This is a genomic window from Yersinia ruckeri ATCC 29473, assembly GCF_000754815.1.
Classification (GTDB): domain Bacteria; phylum Pseudomonadota; class Gammaproteobacteria; order Enterobacterales; family Enterobacteriaceae; genus Yersinia; species Yersinia ruckeri.
Genome location: NZ_KN150747.1, coordinates 52,166 through 71,060 on the forward strand (window position 1 = coordinate 52,166; position 18,895 = coordinate 71,060).

The following is an 18,895-nucleotide window of genomic DNA, read 5'->3' on the forward strand; positions in this document are numbered from 1 at the left end:
AGGGGTAGGGAGAGAACAAACGTCATGCCTGTATCCCTTTACAATGGGAAAATTGCGCGAAAGTTGCTGCTTTTGCAGTTAATGACTTTTGTTGTTCTCAGTGCCGCTTTCGGTTTAAAAGGCTTGGAATGGAGTGTTTCTGCACTCGCAGGGGGTTTGGCGGCTTGGTTGCCAAATACCATGTTTATGCTGTTTGCTTGCCACCATCAGGCAAAAACAGCCGCTCCGGGTCGTGTTGCTTGGACGTTTGCTATTGGCGAAGGATTAAAAGTTATCGTTACGATAACTTTACTGATTGTGGCTTTGGGGCTGTTTAAAGCGGCGTTTGTCCCACTCGGTTTAACCTACTTATCGGTGCTGATTGTGCAGATATTGGCACCGGTCGTAATTAGCGGTTACCGTACTTAAAACAGTTATCGTATTTAACTAAAAAAGGGTAAGAGGCATCATGTCTGCATCAGGAGAAATCTCTACTCCAAGGGACTATATAGGCCACCATCTGAATAACCTTCAGTTGGACCTGCGTACCTTCGAGTTGGTCAATCCCCACTCTACTGGCCCTGCATCGTTCTGGACGTTGAACATTGACTCATTGTTCTTCTCTGTCGTGCTGGGGTTAGCTTTTCTGCTTTTGTTCCGCAAAGTTGCTGCAGGTGCCACTAGTGGTGTTCCGGGTAAATTGCAGACTGCCGTTGAATTGATTATCGGTTTTGTCGACAGCAGCGTGAAGGATATGTATCACGGCAAGAGTAAAGTGATCGCTCCTCTGGCACTGACCGTGTTCGTCTGGGTTTTCCTGATGAACATGATGGACTTGCTGCCAATCGATTTGCTGCCTTACATCGGCGAACACGTCTTTGGGTTACCTGCATTGCGCGTGGTACCGACTGCGGACGTGAGCATTACCTTGTCTATGGCTTTGGGTGTCTTCATCCTGATCCTGTTCTACAGCATAAAAATGAAAGGTGTAGGCGGTTTCGTTAAAGAATTAACGATGCAGCCGTTCAATCACCCGGTATTCATTCCAGTCAACTTGATCCTGGAAGGTGTCAGCCTGCTGTCCAAACCGGTTTCACTCGGTCTACGACTGTTCGGCAACATGTATGCGGGTGAGTTGATCTTCATCCTGATTGCTGGCCTGCTGCCGTGGTGGTCTCAGTGGTTGTTAAGTGTGCCTTGGGCCATTTTCCATGTACTGATCATTACGTTGCAAGCCTTTATCTTCATGGTTCTGACGATTGTCTATCTCTCGATGGCGTCTGAAGAGCACTGATTTTCTTATAACACTACTGCGTTTAACTGAAATAACTGGAGACTGTCATGGAAAACCTGAATATGGATCTGCTGTACATGGCTGCCGCTATAATGATGGGTTTAGCGGCAATCGGTGCTGCGATCGGTATCGGCATCCTGGGTGGTAAATTTTTGGAAGGCGCTGCACGTCAGCCTGACCTGATTCCTCTGCTGCGTACACAGTTCTTTATCGTCATGGGCCTGGTTGACGCCATCCCAATGATCGCTGTTGGTCTGGGTCTGTACGTGATGTTTGCTGTCGCGTAAGTAGAGATTTTCTCTACTGTGAACTACACCAAACTATTAACTTTGAAAGAGGCATTGTGCTGTGAATCTTAACGCAACAATCCTCGGCCAGGCCATCGCGTTTGTCCTGTTTGTCATATTCTGTATGAAGTATGTATGGCCGCCAATTATGGCTGCCATTGAGAAGCGTCAAAAAGAAATTGCTGACGGTCTCTCTTCTGCTGAACGTGCCAAAAAAGATTTGGACTTAGCGCAAGCCAATGCGACCGACCAACTGAAGAAAGCGAAAGCAGAAGCTCAGGTGATCATCGAGCAAGCGTCTAAACGTAAAGCTCAGATCCTTGATGAGGCTAAAGCCGAAGCTGAACAGGAACGTAACAAAATCGTGGCGCAAGCGCAGGCAGAGATCGACGCCGAACGTAAGCGCGCTCGTGAAGAGTTGCGTAAGCAAGTCGCGATGTTGGCAATAGCTGGCGCCGAGAAGATCATCGAACGTTCCGTGGATGAAGCTGCTAACAGCGACATCGTTGATAAACTGGTCGCTGAACTGTAAGGAGGGAGGGGCTGATGTCTGAATTTGTAACTGTAGCTCGCCCCTACGCCAAAGCAGCTTTTGACTTTGCTGTTGAGCACCAGGCGGTTGAACGCTGGCAGGAAATGCTGGCGTTTACCGCTCAGGTAACGTGCAATGAACAGATTGCTGAATTGCTTTCCGGTGCTGTTGCGCCTGAAGCAATGTCGAAAACGTTCATCGCCGTTTGTGGTGATCAGCTCGATGTGCCCGCTCAGAACTTCATTCGAGTTATGGCGGAGAATAGCCGTTTACTGGTTCTTCCTGAGGTGTTACAGCAGTTTATTCAACTGCGTGCCTCATTGGAGGCTACCGTCGACGTTGAGGTGTTCTCAGCGAGAACACTGAACGACGAACAGCTGGCTAAAATTGCCGCTGCGATGGAAAAACGTCTGTCACGCAAAGTTAAGCTGAATTGCAAAATTGATAAGTCTGTAATGGCCGGCGTCGTAATACGTGCGGGCGATATGGTGATAGATGGCAGCGTTCGCGGTCGTCTTGAACGCCTGGCAGACGTCTTGCAGTCTTAAGGGGACTGGAGCATATGCAACTGAATTCCACCGAAATCAGCGAACTGATCAAGCAGCGCATTGCTCAGTTCAATGTGGTGAGCGAAGCTCACAATGAAGGTACTATTGTTTCCGTCAGTGACGGGATCATCCGCGTACACGGTTTGGCCGAAGTTATGCAGGGCGAGATGATCGCATTGCCAGGTAACCGTTATGCAATCGCACTGAACCTGGAGCGCGACTCTGTTGGTGCAGTCGTTATGGGTCCGTACGCCGATCTTGCCGAAGGCATGAAGGTTAAATGTACAGGCCGTATCCTGGAAGTTCCTGTCGGTCGTGGCCTGTTGGGGCGCGTCGTCAATACTCTGGGTGAACCTATTGATGGTAAAGGTCCGGTAGAAAACGACGGCTTCTCCGCTGTTGAAGCTATTGCACCGGGCGTTATTGAACGTCAATCCGTTGATGAACCCGTTCAAACGGGTTACAAATCCGTTGATGCCATGATTCCAATCGGTCGTGGTCAGCGTGAATTGATCATCGGTGACCGTCAAACCGGTAAAACTGCTCTGGCGATCGATGCGATCATCAACCAGCGCGATTCCGGCATTAAATGTGTGTATGTTGCTATCGGCCAGAAAGCCTCTACTGTTGCAAACGTAGTGCGTAAACTGGAAGAACATGGCGCTTTGGCTAACACCATTGTGGTGGTTGCTACCGCGTCAGAATCCGCAGCATTGCAATACCTGGCACCTTACTCCGGTTGTGCCATGGGTGAATATTTCCGTGATCGCGGTGAAGATGCGCTGATTATTTATGATGACCTGTCCAAACAGGCTGTTGCATATCGTCAAATCTCCTTGCTGCTTCGTCGTCCACCAGGCCGTGAAGCTTATCCTGGCGACGTATTCTACCTCCACTCCCGCTTGCTGGAACGTGCTGCGCGTGTCAACGCCGACTATGTTGAAGCATTTACCCAAGGTGAAGTGAAAGGTAAAACCGGTTCTTTGACCGCTCTGCCGATCATCGAAACGCAAGCAGGTGACGTTTCCGCGTTCGTTCCGACCAACGTAATTTCCATTACCGATGGTCAGATCTTCCTGGAATCCAGCCTGTTTAACGCCGGTATTCGTCCTGCGGTAAACCCAGGTATCTCCGTATCTCGTGTGGGTGGTGCAGCGCAGACCAAGATCATGAAAAAACTGTCCGGTGGTATCCGTACCGCTCTGGCACAGTATCGTGAACTTGCGGCGTTCTCCCAGTTCGCATCCGATCTGGATGATGCTACACGTAAGCAACTGAGCCACGGTCAGAAAGTGACTGAGCTTTTGAAACAGAAACAGTATGCGCCGATGTCTGTCGCACAACAGTCTCTGGTTCTGTTTGCTGCCGAACGTGGTTATCTGGGTGATATCGAGCTGGCGAAGGTGGGTAGCTTTGAAGCTGCGCTGTTAGCTTTTGCTGATCGCGAGCATGCTGAGCTTCTGCAACAAATCAACCAAACTGGCGCGTATAACGATGAGATCGAGGCCAAGCTGAAAGGCATCCTCGATACATTCAAGGCAACCCAGTCCTGGTAACGCTATGCGGCTCTGCTTTTCATTAGAGAAGCAGGCCGTCTGGCAATGAGGAGAAGCAGAAATGGCCGGCGCAAAAGAGATACGTTCCAAGATCGCCAGCGTGCAAAACACGCAAAAGATCACCAAAGCCATGGAGATGGTCGCCGCCTCCAAAATGCGTAAATCGCAGGAACGCATGGCGGCCAGCCGTCCTTATGCAGAAACGATGCGTAGTGTGATTGGTCACCTCGCGTTAGGTAATCTGGAATACAAACACCCGTACCTGGATGAGCGTGAAGTTAAACGCGTTGGGTATCTGGTGGTTTCTACAGACCGTGGTCTATGTGGTGGTTTGAACATTAACCTGTTCAAAAAACTGTTGGCTGAGATGAAAGTCTGGTCCGAAAAAGGTGTCGAGTGCGATCTCGCCCTGATCGGTTCCAAAGCGGCCTCTTTCTTCGGTTCCGTGGGCGGCAATATTGTTGCTCAAGTTACTGGCATGGGGGATAACCCTTCTCTGTCAGAACTGATCGGTCCGGTGAAAGTGATGCTGCAAGCCTACGATGAAGGCCGCTTGGACAAACTGTATGTAGTCAATAACAAGTTTATCAACACCATGTCTCAGGAACCACGGATCATGCAGCTGTTACCTCTTCCACCTGCGGAAGACGGCGAGCTGAAGCTGAAGAAAAAATCCTGGGATTACCTGTACGAACCTGATCCTAAAGCGTTGTTGGATACTCTCCTACGTCGCTATGTGGAATCACAGGTTTATCAGGGTGTCGTTGAAAACCTGGCTAGCGAACAGGCCGCGCGAATGGTAGCGATGAAAGCCGCCACCGATAACGGCGGTAGCCTGATCAAAGAGCTACAGTTGGTTTACAACAAGGCTCGTCAGGCCAGCATCACTCAGGAACTCACCGAGATCGTCGGGGGAGCCTCCGCGGTTTAACCAGGCTATTACCCTAACTAGTTCAGATTGCGGGAAAGCGGTAACTGAGCGAGCCTCTTGGCGCTTACTCGAGTAAGCAACGAGAGTGAGAGAAGACAGCCAACGCGTCAGCAATGTGAAATATGACGGGTAAATGTATTACGTAGAGGATTCAAGATGGCTACTGGAAAGATTATCCAGGTAATCGGCGCCGTAGTGGACGTCGAATTCCCCCAAGACGCTGTACCAAAAGTGTACAACGCCCTTGAGGTCGAAGGCACGGCTTCCAAGCTGGTGCTTGAAGTTCAGCAACAGCTAGGCGGTGGTGTTGTTCGTTGTATCGCAATGGGCTCTTCCGATGGTCTGAGCCGCGGGTTGAAAGTCACCAACCTGGAACACCCAATTGAAGTGCCAGTCGGTAAAGCGACCCTGGGCCGTATCATGAACGTATTGGGTGACCCAATCGACATGAAAGGTCCTATTGGTGAAGAAGAGCGTTGGGCAATCCACCGTGAAGCGCCTTCTTACGAAGAGCTTGCCAGCTCTCAGGATCTGCTGGAAACCGGTATCAAGGTAATGGATCTGATTTGTCCGTTTGCTAAAGGCGGTAAAGTTGGTCTGTTCGGTGGTGCGGGTGTAGGTAAAACAGTAAACATGATGGAGCTGATCCGTAACATTGCGATCGAGCACTCAGGTTATTCTGTATTTGCCGGCGTGGGTGAGCGTACTCGTGAGGGTAACGATTTCTACCACGAAATGACGGATTCCAACGTTCTGGATAAAGTATCGCTGGTTTACGGTCAGATGAATGAGCCACCGGGTAACCGTCTGCGTGTAGCACTGACTGGCCTGACCATGGCGGAAAAATTCCGTGATGAAGGTCGTGATGTACTGCTGTTCATCGATAACATCTATCGTTATACCTTAGCCGGTACAGAAGTTTCTGCACTGCTGGGTCGTATGCCATCGGCGGTAGGTTACCAGCCAACACTGGCAGAAGAGATGGGTGTGTTGCAGGAACGTATTACTTCCACCAAGACGGGTTCAATCACCTCCGTACAGGCCGTTTACGTACCTGCGGATGACTTGACTGACCCATCACCAGCAACCACCTTTGCTCACTTGGATGCTACCGTGGTATTGAGCCGTCAAATTGCCTCTTTGGGTATTTACCCAGCAGTTGACCCGCTTGACTCCACCAGCCGCCAGCTTGATCCATTGGTTGTTGGTCAGGAACATTACGATGTAGCGCGTGGCGTGCAGTCTATTCTGCAACGTTACCAGGAACTGAAAGATATCATCGCGATTCTGGGTATGGACGAGTTGTCAGAAGATGACAAACTGGTTGTATCCCGTGCGCGTAAAATCCAGCGCTTCCTGTCTCAACCGTTCTTCGTGGCAGAAGTCTTCACCGGTTCACCGGGCAAGTTTGTTTCGCTGAAAGATACCATCCGTGGTTTCAAAGGCATTATGAACGGCGACTATGACCACTTGCCGGAGCAGGCGTTCTACATGGTTGGTACCATTGAAGAAGCAGTGGAAAAAGCCAAGAAACTGTAACGCTGTTGACTGGAGGGTGACATGGCTGCAATGACTTACCACCTGGATGTTGTAAGCGCAGAGAAAAAGATGTTCTCTGGCGTAGTACAAAAAATTCAGGTGACGGGTAGTGAAGGTGAGCTGGGTATTTTCCCTGGTCACGCCCCACTGCTCACTGCCATTAAGCCTGGCATGATACGTATTGTTAAACAGTTCGGTGAGGAAGAGTTTATTTATCTTTCTGGCGGCATCCTCGAGGTGCAACCGAGTGTTGTAATCGTATTGGCTGACACTGCTATTCGCGGAACGGATTTGGATGAAGCTAAGGCGCTGGAATCTAAGCGTAAAGCTGAAGCCCACATCAACAATTCCCACGGTGATGTCGACTATGCTCAGGCATCCGCTGAACTGGCGAAGGCGATCGCGAAATTACGCGTAATCGAACTAACCCGTAAAGCGATGTAACTGTATAGAGTCAGATAGTTTATTGCTGTCTGACTTATAGAGTAATAAGGTGCCAGTTAGTGAAAGCTGACTGGCATTTTTCTTTTCTTCTTTTCTTCTTTTCCTTTCCCTCTGTCTCATTTAATTAATCGCGTTTATCTTGTTGTTCTATTAATAGTTAAACCATTGTTGATGATTTCGAGCTGTTTTAGCTCATTCGTTAATTAATAATTAGGGTTATTTTTGTCAATAAATCTGGCCTATAAACAGAGCCTGTAGATAATCAGATAAATCCGTGGCGTCACTAAGCCATTTTTTTATCGAGAGAGTTTCTTTCTGATTTGTCTTGTTTTTTATCGTAAAATAAGTGCTTTATTGCATGATAAAGTTAGTATTGATCAGTAAAAATAGCGTTAAAACGTCGTCGATTGCCGACACTTTTTTCTGCTTTTTTTGAGCTTATACATAAGTAATGCAATCCTTTAGCTATGCGGGTTTGCGGCATTTTTCGCTGAGAAATATGTAGTAATTTTATCGGTAAACGGTTTTACTTTCGTCCATTCAATGGGAGTTATCAGGTTGCTTATGTCTAACAGCACAATGAGTGTAGTTATCCTTGCCGCAGGTAAGGGAACTCGTATGTATTCCGACCTTCCTAAGGTATTGCACCCTTTGGCAGGTAAACCGATGGTTCAGCATGTTATTGATGCGGCAATGAAGCTGGGTTCCAGTAATGTGCATCTGGTTTACGGTCACGGTGGGGATTTACTGAAAAAGACGCTTAGTGATCCCGCATTAAACTGGGTATTGCAGGCAGAACAGTTGGGTACGGGTCATGCGATGCAGCAGGCTGCGCCTTATTTCTCTGACGATGAAGATATCTTGATGTTGTATGGCGATGTGCCGTTGATCTCCGTCGATACCTTGCAGCGTTTGTTGGCAGTTAAGCCTGAAGGCGGTATTGGATTGCTGACGGTGAAATTAGGCGATCCTACCGGTTATGGCCGTATCGTACGTGAGAATGGTGAAGTTGTGGGTATCGTTGAACATAAAGATGCCAGCGAATCTCAGCGCACCATTAACGAGGTCAACACCGGTATTCTGGTCGCTAATGGCCGCGATCTAAAACATTGGTTGTCCATGTTGGATAATAATAATGTGCAGGGTGAGTTCTATATTACCGATATTATCGCTCTGGCTCATGCTGCGGGTAAAAAAATAGAAACGGTGCATCCTTCTCGTCTCAGTGAAGTTGAAGGTGTGAATAACCGTATGCAGTTGGCGAGTCTGGAACGAGAATTTCAGTCAGAGCAAGCAGAGAAACTGTTGCTGGCTGGTGTCATGTTACTGGATCCAGCGCGTTTTGATCTGCGTGGTGAATTAACTCACGGCCGCGATATTACCATTGATACTAATGTCATTATCGAAGGTAAGGTCACTTTGGGTGATCGAGTTAGAGTTGGTAGTGGTTGTGTGCTGAAAAACTGTGTCATTGGCGATGATTGTGAAATAAGCCCGTACAGTGTGCTGGAAGATGCGCGTTTGGATGCAACTTGCACCGTAGGACCATTTGCTCGCTTGCGTCCCGGTGCCGAGTTGGCCGAAGGCGCTCACGTTGGCAACTTTGTCGAAATCAAAAAAGCACGCTTGGGCAAAGGTTCTAAAGCCGGTCATTTATCCTATCTGGGTGATGCCGAAATAGGTGCTGGGGTGAATATTGGTGCTGGAACAATAACCTGTAACTATGATGGTAAGAACAAGTTTAAAACCATCATTGGTGATGATGTTTTCGTTGGCTCCGATACTCAACTGGTTGCGCCCGTGACTATCGCCAAAGGAGCCACTATTGGTGCCGGCACTACGGTTACCCACAACGTGGCTGAGAATGAACTGGTATTAAGCCGTGTTAAACAGGTCAATATTCAGGGTTGGAAACGTCCGGCCAAAAAAATCTGATTGATATCCTTTCATGGTGTCATGCCATGAAAGGAATGTTTTGCTCGGTGTTTTTAGCTTTGAGTGGCTGAAAATATCAAGCAAAACATAATAATCCCCAAACTCTACAGGCTCGGGGAACCCGGAAAATCCGGAAAAATCAGGTCACTGGCATCGAATAGGTTCTTTTCAAAGAATCTAAAATAGGAATTAAACTGATGTGTGGAATTGTTGGCGCAGTAGCGCAACGTGATATTGCTGAGATTCTGATCGAAGGCTTGCGCCGTCTTGAGTACCGTGGCTATGACTCTGCCGGTCTATCCGTGGTAGATAGCAAAGGTAATATGACTCGTCTTCGTCGCGTGGGTAAAGTTCAGGCTTTGTCTGATGCGGCAGAAAAAACGGAGTTACACGGTGGCACTGGTATTGCTCATACCCGCTGGGCAACCCACGGCGAACCTTCCGAGTCGAATGCTCATCCGCATGTTTCTGAGTATATCTCCGTGGTTCATAACGGGATTATCGAAAACCACGAGCCATTGCGTGAGTTGCTGATTAGCCGTGGCTATAAGTTCAATTCAGAGACTGACACTGAAGTTATTGCTCATCTGGTGGATTGGGAACAACGGCAGGGCGGCTCTCTGTTGGAAGTTGTGAAGCGTGTCATTCCTCAGTTGCGTGGTGCTTACGGTACCGTCGTCATGGATAGCCGCGATCCAAGTACGCTGGTGGCCGCTCGTTCTGGTAGCCCGCTGGTTATCGGCTGTGGTGTAGGTGAAAACTTTATCGCTTCTGACCAACTGGCATTATTGCCAGTCACTCGCCGCTTTATCTACCTGGAAGAAGGTGATGTGGTTGAAGTTACGCGTCGTAGCGTAAAAATCTTCGATAAAAGTGGTGATGCTGTTGAACGTGCTGAAATTGAATCTCAGGTTCAATATGATGCTGGCGAAAAAGGCATTTATCGTCACTACATGCAGAAAGAAATCTATGAGCAGCCGATGGCGATTAAAAACACGCTGGAAGGCCGTTTAAACCACGGTTTGATCGATCTGTCAGAATTAGGCCCGAATGCTGATGAGCTGCTGGCTAACGTTCAACATATCCAAATCATCGCCTGCGGGACCTCTTACAACTCAGGAATGGTTTCTCGTTATTGGTTCGAAGCTTTGGCTGGCGTACCTTGCGATGTGGAAATTGCCTCTGAGTTTCGTTACCGCAAGTCTGCGGTGCGCCCAAACAGCCTGTTGATCACCTTATCTCAATCCGGTGAAACGGCGGATACGCTGGCAGCACTGCGTTTGTCTAAGGAACTGGGTTACTTGGGTTCTCTGGCTATCTGTAACGTAGCTGGCTCTTCTCTGGTACGCGAGTCTGATTTGGCGTTAATGACCAAAGCCGGGACTGAAATCGGCGTTGCCTCAACCAAAGCTTTTACCACCCAATTGACGGTATTGCTGATGCTGGTGGCTAAAGTTGGTCGCCTGAAAGGCAAGCCGGAAAGTTTAGAGCACGACGTGGTGCATGCATTGCAGGCGTTGCCTGCACGTATTGAACAAATGTTGTCTCTGGATAAAACTATTGAAGCACTGGCTGAAGGTTTCTCCGACAAACAGCATGCCTTATTCCTCGGTCGTGGCGATCAGTATCCGATCGCAATGGAAGGGGCGCTGAAACTGAAAGAAATCTCTTATATTCATGCGGAAGCTTATGCTGCTGGTGAATTGAAACACGGCCCGCTGGCGCTGATTGATGCTGATATGCCGGTCATTGTGGTTGCACCAAACAATGAATTGCTGGAAAAACTGAAATCCAACATCGAAGAAGTGCGTGCCCGTGGGGGGTTACTGTATGTTTTCGCTGATCAAAACGCTGGTTTTACCGACTGCGATGGGATGAAGATTATTCAGCTGCCACATGTAGAAGAGATTATTGCGCCTATTTTCTACACAGTGCCGCTACAACTGCTGTCTTACCACGTAGCCTTAATCAAAGGTACCGATGTGGATCAGCCACGTAACCTGGCAAAATCAGTTACGGTTGAATAGTTGATTTCAATTTATTCCTCTGCAGGTTAATCCTGCTGATATTGCGCTAAAAATAGTCCGTTATGAAAATAATGGGCTATTTTTTTAATGGTAGATTAGCTGAATAGTTGTTCATTTTGACGCTCAGGTACTGGTGTTGGTCGTTATATGACAAACTGATTACAGTGCGAAAAACCCTCGGCTGTACTGATGCATTTTAGCGGAGATCATGCTTATTGATCTTTTTTACTGATGATAAATCCTCTCTTTTTTGAATTGTCATAAAACCGTCATATTTAATACATTTTTCTGTCACTAAACTGTCCTATTTTCCCTCCTGCACCATACTTAATCTGATGAACACAATTTTGAGTTTGATTCCAATATCCCATTAGGAGGGATTATGAGACTGATGCGTACCACCGTAGCCAGCATTGTGGCAGCGACCTTATCTATGACAACTGTGTCCGCGTTCGCTGCTGCTAGCCTGACGGGTGCAGGTGCGACATTCCCCGCACCGGTGTATGCCAAGTGGGCAGATTCTTATCAGAAAGAAACAGGTAACAAGGTTAACTATCAGGGGATCGGTTCTTCGGGTGGCGTGAAGCAAATTATCGCCAATACCGTGGATTTCGGTGCCTCTGATGCGCCGTTGTCTGATGACAAGCTGGCGGCAGACGGTTTGTTCCAGTTCCCTACCGTGATTGGTGGTGTGGTGCTGGCAGTCAACTTGCCGGGCGTTAAATCGGGTGAACTGACCTTGGATGGTCAGACATTGGGAGATATCTATCTCGGTAATGTGAAAAAATGGAACGATCCCGCTATTGTTAAATTAAATCCAGGCGTAAAACTGCCGGATCAAAATATCGCGGTAGTGCGTCGTGCCGATGGTTCAGGTACTTCATTCGTATTCACCAGCTATCTGGCGAAAGTGAATGCACAGTGGAAAGAGAAGATCGGTGCCGGTTCTACGGTTAACTGGCCGACCGGTTTAGGCGGTAAAGGTAATGATGGTATCGCCGCTTTCGTTCAGCGTTTACCGGGTTCAATTGGTTATGTGGAATATGCTTATGCCAAACAGAACAACTTGGCTTACACCAAATTGATTTCTGCGGATGGCAAAGCGGTCAGCCCAACGGAAGAGAATTTCAGCGCCGCAGCGAAAGGCGTTGATTGGAGCAAGACCTTTGCACAGGATCTGACCAACCAGAAAGGTGAGGGCGCATGGCCAATTACTTCTACCACCTTTATTCTGGTACATAAGGCCCAGAAAAATGCAGAGAAAGGTGCTGAAGTGTTGAAGTTCTTCGACTGGGCTTATACCCACGGAGCGAAACAAGCCAGCGAACTGGATTATGCAACATTGCCAGCCGAAGTGGTTGAACAGGTTCGTGCCGCCTGGAAAACCAATGTAAAAGACAGTTCAGGCAAAGCATTGTTCTAAGTCAGTCAAATACGAATAAAGCAGTTAACAGATCGATATTGTTTTCATTAATTGTCCCTCCCATCAAGTGGGGAGGGACATAACACCCGGATGAGAAGAGAGTCTATGGCTGGTTATAAGCCGACTATCAAAGCACCGAGCAAGTACGGTGACATCATTTTTGGCGCACTGGTAAAACTGGCTGCGCTGATAACCCTATTCCTGCTGGGCGGGATCATCATTTCACTGATCGTTGCTTCCTGGCCAAGTATTGAAAAATTTGGTTTTGCCTTTCTGTGGACCAAAGAATGGGATGCACCCGCTGAGCAATTCGGCGCGCTGGTGCCTATTTACGGTACGGTGGTGACTTCACTAATTGCGTTGATTATTGCCGTTCCCGTCAGCTTTGGTATTGCATTATTTTTGACCGAGCTGGCACCAAACTGGCTGAAACGCCCGTTGGGCGTCGCTATCGAACTATTGGCAGCCATTCCAAGTATTGTTTACGGGATGTGGGGCTTGTTTGTCTTTGCGCCGCTCTTTGCCAAATATTTCCAGGAACCGGTCGGTAACGTACTTTCAGGTATTCCTATTGTTGGTGTGCTGTTCTCCGGCCCGGCGTTTGGTATTGGTATTCTGGCTGCCGGTGTGATTCTGGCGATCATGATTATTCCTTACATTGCGTCTGTTATGCGTGATGTGTTCGAACAAACGCCGGTAATGATGAAAGAGTCAGCCTACGGCATTGGCTGCACCACCTGGGAAGTGATTTGGCGGATTGTGCTACCTTTCACCAAAAATGGGGTGATCGGCGGCGTGATGCTGGGTCTGGGGCGCGCGCTGGGCGAAACCATGGCGGTGACCTTTATCATCGGTAATACCTACCAACTCGACAGTTTTTCGCTATTTATGCCAGGTAACAGTATCACTTCGGCGCTGGCCAATGAGTTTGCCGAAGCCGAATCTGGCTTGCATACCGCAGCGTTGATGGAGCTGGGGCTTATTTTGTTCGTTATCACCTTTATTGTTCTGGCGTTGTCGAAGTTGATGATTTTGCGTCTGGCTAAGAAAGAGGGGCGCTAATATGAACACCATAGATATGCAAACTAACCCAGCATTGCTGGAAACTCGTCGTAAAAAGCAGGCTTGGCGTCGTCAAAAGAACCGTCTGGCACTGGTTTTATCTCTGGCAACTATGGCCTTTGGTCTGTTTTGGCTGGTGTGGATTCTATTTTCCACCGTCACCAAAGGCGTTGACGGTATGTCTTTGGCGCTGTTTACCGAGATGACACCGCCACCGAATACTGCGGGTGGTGGGTTGGCTAACGCCATTGTCGGTAGTGGATTATTGATTCTGTGGGCCACTGTTATTGGTACGCCGCTGGGCATTATGGCTGGTGTTTATCTGGCTGAATACGGGCGTAAATCTTGGCTGGCGGAAGTCATCCGGTTTATCAATGATATTCTGCTATCCGCACCGTCTATTGTTGTCGGTCTGTTCGTTTACACCATTGTAGTGACGAGAATGGAGCATTTTTCTGGCTGGGCTGGGGTGATCGCTTTGGCGCTGTTACAGGTGCCGATTGTTATCCGCACCACGGAAAATATGCTGAAATTAGTACCAGACAGCCTGCGTGAAGCGGCTTATGCTCTGGGAACACCGAAATGGCGCATGATTTCTGCCATCACGCTCAAAGCATCCATTTCAGGCATCCTGACGGGGATCTTGCTGGCTATCGCCCGTATCGCCGGGGAGACAGCACCGTTGCTGTTCACTTCGCTCTCCAATCAGTTCTGGAGTACCGATATGAGCCAGCCGATTGCCAACTTGCCAGTCACTATCTTTAAATTTGCCATGAGTCCTTTTGCTGAATGGCAGCAGTTGGCCTGGGCCGGTGTATTGCTGATTACCCTGTGCGTTTTGTTATTGAATATTCTGGCGCGGGTTATCTTCGCGAAGAAAAAATACTGATTCGTCACCCAAATTCAAAAAAGCGTAGCTTAGGCTGCGTTGGCTAAAAGAGAGAAGTCTTGATGAGTATGGCTACTGAGACCACCAACAGCAAAATTCAGGTTCGCGATTTGAACTTCTATTACGGCAAATTCCATGCGTTGAAGAATATTTCGTTGGATATTGCTAAAAACCAGGTCACGGCTTTTATCGGTCCATCAGGCTGCGGTAAATCGACTCTGTTGCGTACCTTTAACAAGATGTATCAGTTGTATCCGGATCAGCGTGCAGAAGGGGATATTTTGCTGGATGGTGAAAATATTCTAACGGATAAACAAGATATTGCCTTGCTGCGTGCCAAAGTAGGGATGGTGTTCCAAAAGCCAACGCCGTTCCCAATGTCGATTTACGATAACATCGCTTTTGGCGTGAAACTGTTTGAAAATCTGTCACGTGTTGATATGGATGAGCGGGTGCAGTGGGCGCTGACTAAGGCGGCACTGTGGAATGAAACCAAAGATAAGCTGCACCAAAGTGGTTATAGCTTATCTGGTGGTCAGCAGCAGCGCTTGTGTATCGCTCGCGGCATTGCCATTCGTCCAGACGTGCTATTGCTGGATGAGCCTTGCTCTGCGTTGGATCCCATCTCTACCGGGCGTATCGAAGAGTTGATCAGTGAGTTGAAATCCGATTATACGGTAGTCATTGTGACCCACAATATGCAACAAGCGGCTCGTTGCTCAGACCATACAGCATTTATGTATCTGGGTGAGCTTATTGAATTTAGTGATACTGATACCCTGTTTACTGCACCGCAGATGAAGCAGACTGAAGACTATATCACCGGTCGTTATGGTTGATTGCCTGACTCACTAGGCTATTACACTGACCCTGTAGATTTGCCTGGCTGAAAGTCGGCTTTTGGTTTAGGCATCTGCAATAGGTCGCGTTCATTACGCCTATTGGGATAGGCTTATACGTACGGGAAGTATTATGGATAACCTGAATCTGAATAAACATATCTCTGGTCAGTTTAATGCTGAGTTAGAGCATATCCGTACCCAGGTGTTAACCATGGGTGGGATGGTCGAGCAGCAGTTGACCGATGCGATTACCGCAATGCATAACCAGGATGGTGAGTTGGCGAAGCGTGTCATTGAGGGTGATAAAAAGGTCAATATGATGGAAGTGGCGATTGATGAAGCCTGCGTGCGGATCATTGCCAAACGTCAGCCTACTGCCAGTGATTTACGCTTGGTTATGGCGATCATCAAGACAATTTCCGAGCTGGAGCGTATTGGCGATGTGGCGGATAAAATTTGCCGTACCGCATTGGAAAAATTTTCCCATCAGCATCAGCCGCTGTTAGTCAGCCTGGAATCTTTGGGTCGTCACACTGTACAGATGCTTCATGATGTACTAGATGCGTTTGCTCGGATGGATTTGGATGAAGCCATTCGTATTTATCGAGAAGATAAAAAAGTGGATCAGGAATATGAAGGGATCGTGCGTCAGTTAATGACGTATATGATGGAAGATTCTCGCACTATTCCTAGCGTATTAACTGCACTATTTTGCGCCCGTTCCATTGAGCGCATTGGTGATCGTTGCCAGAATATTTGTGAATTCATTTTTTACTTCGTTAAAGGGCAGGATTTCCGCCATTTGGGTGGCGATGCTCTGGAACAACTTCTTGCTGACAATAAAGACAGTCAAAAATAATTTCTAATGCCCGGTTTTTTTCCGGGCTTTTTCCCTCCGCTCTTCCCCCTGTTTTCCCGCCTGCCGCCTGATACAGCCTGAGTTTTTCGTATAGTTAAAATGGTTATAAACATAGTGTTTTATATTATTTCCTGACCTAAGTCCAAATTGGTAGCTTATGTTCAATGCGGCACATCAATTACTTAGGAGTTATCCATGAAACACCACGCTATAGCATTAACGCTGCTCGCCAGTTTAGTTACGCTTTCCGGCCAGGCACAGGCCGATAAACTGGATGATATTAAGCAGGCTGGTGTGGTGCGAATTGCCGTTTTTGATAGCAATCCCCCGTTTGGTTATATTGATGAGCAAAGTAAAAAACTAGTGGGCTACGATGTGGATGTGGCGAATGCAATCGCGAAAGATTTGGGCGTCAAATTGGAGCTGAAAGCAACTAATCCGGCAAACCGTATTCCGTTATTGGCATCGAAAAAAGTCGATTTAATTGCTGCTAACTTCACTATTACTGATGAACGCGCTAAACAAGTTAACTTTAGCCTGCCTTACTTTGCCACGGGTCAGAAATTTATTGCCCGCAAAGGGGTATTAACGACGCCAGAAGATATCGGCAAGCTGCGTATTGGTGCGGATAAAGGCACCGTCCAAGAGATTACTCTGCGGGATCGTTATCCAACGGCCAAAGTGATTTCTTATGATGATACGCCGCTGGCATTCACCGCGTTACGTAATGGTAACGTACAGGCTATCACCCAGGATGATGCCAAATTAGTCGGGCTGCTGGGCAATGTGCCAGCGGCGCAAAAAGCAGACTTTGAAATTTCTCCTTTCAGTATTACCAAAGAATACCAAGGCATAGGTATCCCTAAAGGTGAGGATCGCCTGACTGCAGCGGTAAACCAAACGTTGGAAAAACTGGAAAAAGACGGTGATGCGGTGAAGATTTATAACCATTGGTTTGGGCCGGAAACCAAATCTGCCCAACCTCGTGGTGACTTTACGTTTGCGCCTTTGGATCAACAACCTAAAGCCTGATTTTATGGGTAGTTAGGCGAGCTTAAACGGTTAAAACCCCTGCATTGCCAGCCAATGTGGGGGTGTTTGTTTGAAGGAGACGGAGAAACAAGATGGATTTTATTGCACAACTGAATGGACATAAGGCGATATGAACCTGCATCAATTCACCGACTGGTTGTTGGTTTCTCCCTATCTTGGTTGGCTTTGGGACGGATTTTTACTGACGCTGTGGATCTCCGTCTGCACGGTCGTCGCTGCAACTTTACTGGGTTTTTTCCTGGCGGCTGCACGCGAGAGTCATCTGAAATCATGGCAGTGGTCAGCTATCGCCTACAGCACGCTATTTCGTAATACTCCATTGTTAATTCAATTGTTTTTTTGGTATTTCGCCGCTGGTCAAATTTTACCCTCTGGCTGGATGGAGTGGCTGAATACGCCTCATGAATTGAGTCTGCCTGGATTTACCTTGTATTGGCCTTCTTTTGAGTTTCTGGCGGGTTTTATTGGTTTGACGCTCTATTCGACAGCTTTTATTGCGGAAGAGTTGCGTGCGGGAATTAGCGGTGTTGCCAAAGGGCAAAAATATGCCGCTCACGCTCTGGGATTAACGGGGTGGCAATCCATGCGCTATGTGGTTTTGCCTCAAGCGCTTAAAATAGCCATGCCGCCGTTATTGGGGCAATACATGAATATTATCAAGAACTCATCGTTAGCGATGGCGATCGGTGTCGCGGAACTTTCTTACGCTTCTCGTCAGGTAGAAACTGAAACTTTGCGCACTTTTCAGGCCTTTGGTGTTGCCACACTGTTGTATATCTCGGTGATTGCTTTAATCGAGGCGTGGGGTATGTGGCGTCAACAGCGGCTGGCAGCCAGAGGACATTAAGATGGATTTTACGATTATTACCGATAACTGGCGCTATTTGCTGTGGGGTACTTACCCGGAAGGGCCGCTAGGTGGCGCAGCATTAACCATACTGATCAGCCTGATGGCTGGTGTTGCATCTGCTATTCTGGGGGTTATTTTTGGTGTTGCTCTGGCAATGTCCCGTGGTGTCTGGGCCGGAATACTTGCGGCGGTATTAGGGTTCTTCCGGGCCATTCCGGTGATTATGCTGATTTTCTGGACTTATTTTTTATTGCCGATCGTTTTTGGCGTGGATATTCCGGAAATCACCACCGTAGTTTTCGCTTTGGCGCTGATTGCGGCTGCCTATCTGGCTCATGCGGTTAAAGCGGGAATTATGGCGGTCGGCGAAGGCCAGTGGCAGGCTGGTTTATCTCTGGGGTTCAATCGTTGGCAGGTTTTGGCTTATGTCGTATTGCCACAGGCGCTACGTATCATGGTGCCTTCGTTTATTAATCAATGGATTTCACTAATAAAGGATACATCGCTGGCATATATCGTTGGTGTGAATGAACTGACTTTTCTGGCGACTCAGGTCAATAACCGTAGCATGGTATACCCGATGGAGGTTTTCCTGTTTGTCGGCCTGATTTATTTTGTGCTTTGCCTGATGCTGGATGTGTTCGCCAACGCCATTAATCGTCGTTTCAATCCGAAAAAAAATCGTATTATTAGGCTGTCATGGTGCTGGTGGCGGAATAAATCGACGCTTCCCGCGAATAACCTACCATCGCCGTCAAACATGACACGCTCAATCTGAGGTATAAGGTTAATTCTCGTTATTTATGTACCCGTGATTCACTTTAATGTTGTACGCAAATAATGCG

General features: G+C 47.9%; 19 protein-coding genes. All 19 read left to right on the plus strand.

Annotated elements, in window-relative coordinates:
* The first annotated feature begins 24 nt into the window (after positions 1–24).
* Positions 25–408, plus strand: coding sequence for a F0F1 ATP synthase subunit I (gene atpI / locus DJ39_RS00245; RefSeq protein WP_038242217.1), 384 nt, complete (start codon positions 25–27; stop codon positions 406–408).
* 40 nt (positions 409–448) lie between these two features.
* Positions 449–1,273, plus strand: a complete 825-nt coding sequence (gene atpB, locus DJ39_RS00250) for a F0F1 ATP synthase subunit A (protein ID WP_038242216.1) — start codon at positions 449–451, stop codon at positions 1,271–1,273.
* A gap of 47 nt (positions 1,274–1,320) precedes the next feature.
* Positions 1,321–1,560, plus strand: a complete 240-nt coding sequence (gene atpE, locus DJ39_RS00255; protein ID WP_004393045.1) for a F0F1 ATP synthase subunit C — start codon at positions 1,321–1,323, stop codon at positions 1,558–1,560.
* Positions 1,561–1,621: 61 nt separating this feature from the next.
* Positions 1,622–2,092: a F0F1 ATP synthase subunit B gene (atpF, locus tag DJ39_RS00260; RefSeq protein WP_038242211.1), complete on the plus strand. Its 471-nt coding sequence runs from the start codon at positions 1,622–1,624 to the stop codon at positions 2,090–2,092.
* Between the two features lie 14 nt (positions 2,093–2,106).
* Positions 2,107–2,640 (plus strand): F0F1 ATP synthase subunit delta, encoded by a 534-nt coding sequence (gene atpH / locus DJ39_RS00265; RefSeq protein ID WP_004718197.1) that lies wholly within the window; start codon positions 2,107–2,109, stop codon positions 2,638–2,640.
* 14 nt (positions 2,641–2,654) lie between these two features.
* The gene (gene atpA, locus DJ39_RS00270; RefSeq protein WP_004718198.1) at positions 2,655–4,196 is read left to right on the plus strand and encodes a F0F1 ATP synthase subunit alpha; all 1,542 of its coding nucleotides are present in this window, start codon (positions 2,655–2,657) and stop codon (positions 4,194–4,196) included.
* A gap of 61 nt (positions 4,197–4,257) precedes the next feature.
* The gene (gene atpG / locus DJ39_RS00275; protein WP_004718200.1) at positions 4,258–5,127 is read left to right on the plus strand and encodes a F0F1 ATP synthase subunit gamma; all 870 of its coding nucleotides are present in this window, start codon (positions 4,258–4,260) and stop codon (positions 5,125–5,127) included.
* A 156-nt stretch (positions 5,128–5,283) separates the two neighbouring features.
* Positions 5,284–6,666, plus strand: coding sequence for a F0F1 ATP synthase subunit beta (gene atpD, locus DJ39_RS00280; protein ID WP_038242209.1), 1,383 nt, complete (start codon positions 5,284–5,286; stop codon positions 6,664–6,666).
* A 21-nt stretch (positions 6,667–6,687) separates the two neighbouring features.
* The gene (locus DJ39_RS00285; RefSeq protein WP_038242203.1) at positions 6,688–7,110 is read left to right on the plus strand and encodes a F0F1 ATP synthase subunit epsilon; all 423 of its coding nucleotides are present in this window, start codon (positions 6,688–6,690) and stop codon (positions 7,108–7,110) included.
* A 564-nt stretch (positions 7,111–7,674) separates the two neighbouring features.
* Positions 7,675–9,045, plus strand: coding sequence for a bifunctional UDP-N-acetylglucosamine diphosphorylase/glucosamine-1-phosphate N-acetyltransferase GlmU (gene glmU, locus DJ39_RS00290; RefSeq protein ID WP_038242200.1), 1,371 nt, complete (start codon positions 7,675–7,677; stop codon positions 9,043–9,045).
* Positions 9,046–9,242: 197 nt separating this feature from the next.
* The gene (glmS, locus tag DJ39_RS00295; RefSeq protein WP_004718208.1) at positions 9,243–11,072 is read left to right on the plus strand and encodes a glutamine--fructose-6-phosphate transaminase (isomerizing); all 1,830 of its coding nucleotides are present in this window, start codon (positions 9,243–9,245) and stop codon (positions 11,070–11,072) included.
* Between the two features lie 382 nt (positions 11,073–11,454).
* Complete coding sequence (gene pstS, locus DJ39_RS00300; RefSeq protein ID WP_038242199.1) at positions 11,455–12,495, plus strand: phosphate ABC transporter substrate-binding protein PstS; 1,041 nt, start codon at positions 11,455–11,457, stop codon at positions 12,493–12,495.
* Positions 12,496–12,600: 105 nt separating this feature from the next.
* Positions 12,601–13,557, plus strand: a complete 957-nt coding sequence (gene pstC / locus DJ39_RS00305) for a phosphate ABC transporter permease PstC (RefSeq protein ID WP_004718212.1) — start codon at positions 12,601–12,603, stop codon at positions 13,555–13,557.
* Between the two features lies 1 nt (position 13,558).
* Entirely contained in the window at positions 13,559–14,446 is an 888-nt protein-coding gene (pstA, locus tag DJ39_RS00310) for a phosphate ABC transporter permease PstA (RefSeq protein WP_004718215.1), read from the plus strand.
* Positions 14,447–14,508: 62 nt separating this feature from the next.
* Complete coding sequence (pstB, locus tag DJ39_RS00315) at positions 14,509–15,285, plus strand: phosphate ABC transporter ATP-binding protein PstB (RefSeq protein WP_004718216.1); 777 nt, start codon at positions 14,509–14,511, stop codon at positions 15,283–15,285.
* A 133-nt stretch (positions 15,286–15,418) separates the two neighbouring features.
* A complete protein-coding gene (gene phoU / locus DJ39_RS00320) occupies positions 15,419–16,147 on the plus strand; it encodes a phosphate signaling complex protein PhoU (protein ID WP_004718218.1) in 729 nt (242 codons plus the stop codon).
* Positions 16,148–16,342: 195 nt separating this feature from the next.
* Positions 16,343–17,179, plus strand: coding sequence for an ABC transporter substrate-binding protein (locus DJ39_RS00325; RefSeq protein ID WP_004718220.1), 837 nt, complete (start codon positions 16,343–16,345; stop codon positions 17,177–17,179).
* Between the two features lie 130 nt (positions 17,180–17,309).
* Complete coding sequence (locus DJ39_RS00330; RefSeq protein ID WP_004718221.1) at positions 17,310–18,047, plus strand: amino acid ABC transporter permease; 738 nt, start codon at positions 17,310–17,312, stop codon at positions 18,045–18,047.
* Position 18,048: 1 nt separating this feature from the next.
* Positions 18,049–18,828: an amino acid ABC transporter permease gene (locus DJ39_RS00335; RefSeq protein WP_004718223.1), complete on the plus strand. Its 780-nt coding sequence runs from the start codon at positions 18,049–18,051 to the stop codon at positions 18,826–18,828.
* The last annotated feature ends 67 nt before the right edge of the window (positions 18,829–18,895 follow it).

Excerpts from the sequence above, each read along its gene's own strand:
- atpG (WP_004718200.1), top strand. The coding sequence starts at position 4,258 with ATGGCCGGCGCAAAAGAGATACGTTCCAAGATCGCCAGCGTGCAAAAC.
- DJ39_RS00335 (WP_004718223.1), top strand. The coding sequence starts at position 18,049 with ATGGATTTTACGATTATTACCGATAACTGGCGCTATTTGCTGTGGGGT.
- DJ39_RS00325 (WP_004718220.1), top strand. The coding sequence starts at position 16,343 with ATGAAACACCACGCTATAGCATTAACGCTGCTCGCCAGTTTAGTTACG.
- glmU (WP_038242200.1), top strand. The coding sequence starts at position 7,675 with ATGTCTAACAGCACAATGAGTGTAGTTATCCTTGCCGCAGGTAAGGGA.
- pstA (WP_004718215.1), top strand. The coding sequence starts at position 13,559 with ATGAACACCATAGATATGCAAACTAACCCAGCATTGCTGGAAACTCGT.
- atpI (WP_038242217.1), top strand. The coding sequence starts at position 25 with ATGCCTGTATCCCTTTACAATGGGAAAATTGCGCGAAAGTTGCTGCTT.
- pstS (WP_038242199.1), top strand. The coding sequence starts at position 11,455 with ATGAGACTGATGCGTACCACCGTAGCCAGCATTGTGGCAGCGACCTTA.
- DJ39_RS00330 (WP_004718221.1), top strand. The coding sequence starts at position 17,310 with ATGAACCTGCATCAATTCACCGACTGGTTGTTGGTTTCTCCCTATCTT.
- atpE (WP_004393045.1), top strand. The coding sequence starts at position 1,321 with ATGGAAAACCTGAATATGGATCTGCTGTACATGGCTGCCGCTATAATG.
- pstB (WP_004718216.1), top strand. The coding sequence starts at position 14,509 with ATGAGTATGGCTACTGAGACCACCAACAGCAAAATTCAGGTTCGCGAT.
- atpD (WP_038242209.1), top strand. The coding sequence starts at position 5,284 with ATGGCTACTGGAAAGATTATCCAGGTAATCGGCGCCGTAGTGGACGTC.
- atpA (WP_004718198.1), top strand. The coding sequence starts at position 2,655 with ATGCAACTGAATTCCACCGAAATCAGCGAACTGATCAAGCAGCGCATT.
- pstC (WP_004718212.1), top strand. The coding sequence starts at position 12,601 with ATGGCTGGTTATAAGCCGACTATCAAAGCACCGAGCAAGTACGGTGAC.
- atpB (WP_038242216.1), top strand. The coding sequence starts at position 449 with ATGTCTGCATCAGGAGAAATCTCTACTCCAAGGGACTATATAGGCCAC.
- glmS (WP_004718208.1), top strand. The coding sequence starts at position 9,243 with ATGTGTGGAATTGTTGGCGCAGTAGCGCAACGTGATATTGCTGAGATT.
- phoU (WP_004718218.1), top strand. The coding sequence starts at position 15,419 with ATGGATAACCTGAATCTGAATAAACATATCTCTGGTCAGTTTAATGCT.
- atpH (WP_004718197.1), top strand. The coding sequence starts at position 2,107 with ATGTCTGAATTTGTAACTGTAGCTCGCCCCTACGCCAAAGCAGCTTTT.
- DJ39_RS00285 (WP_038242203.1), top strand. The coding sequence starts at position 6,688 with ATGGCTGCAATGACTTACCACCTGGATGTTGTAAGCGCAGAGAAAAAG.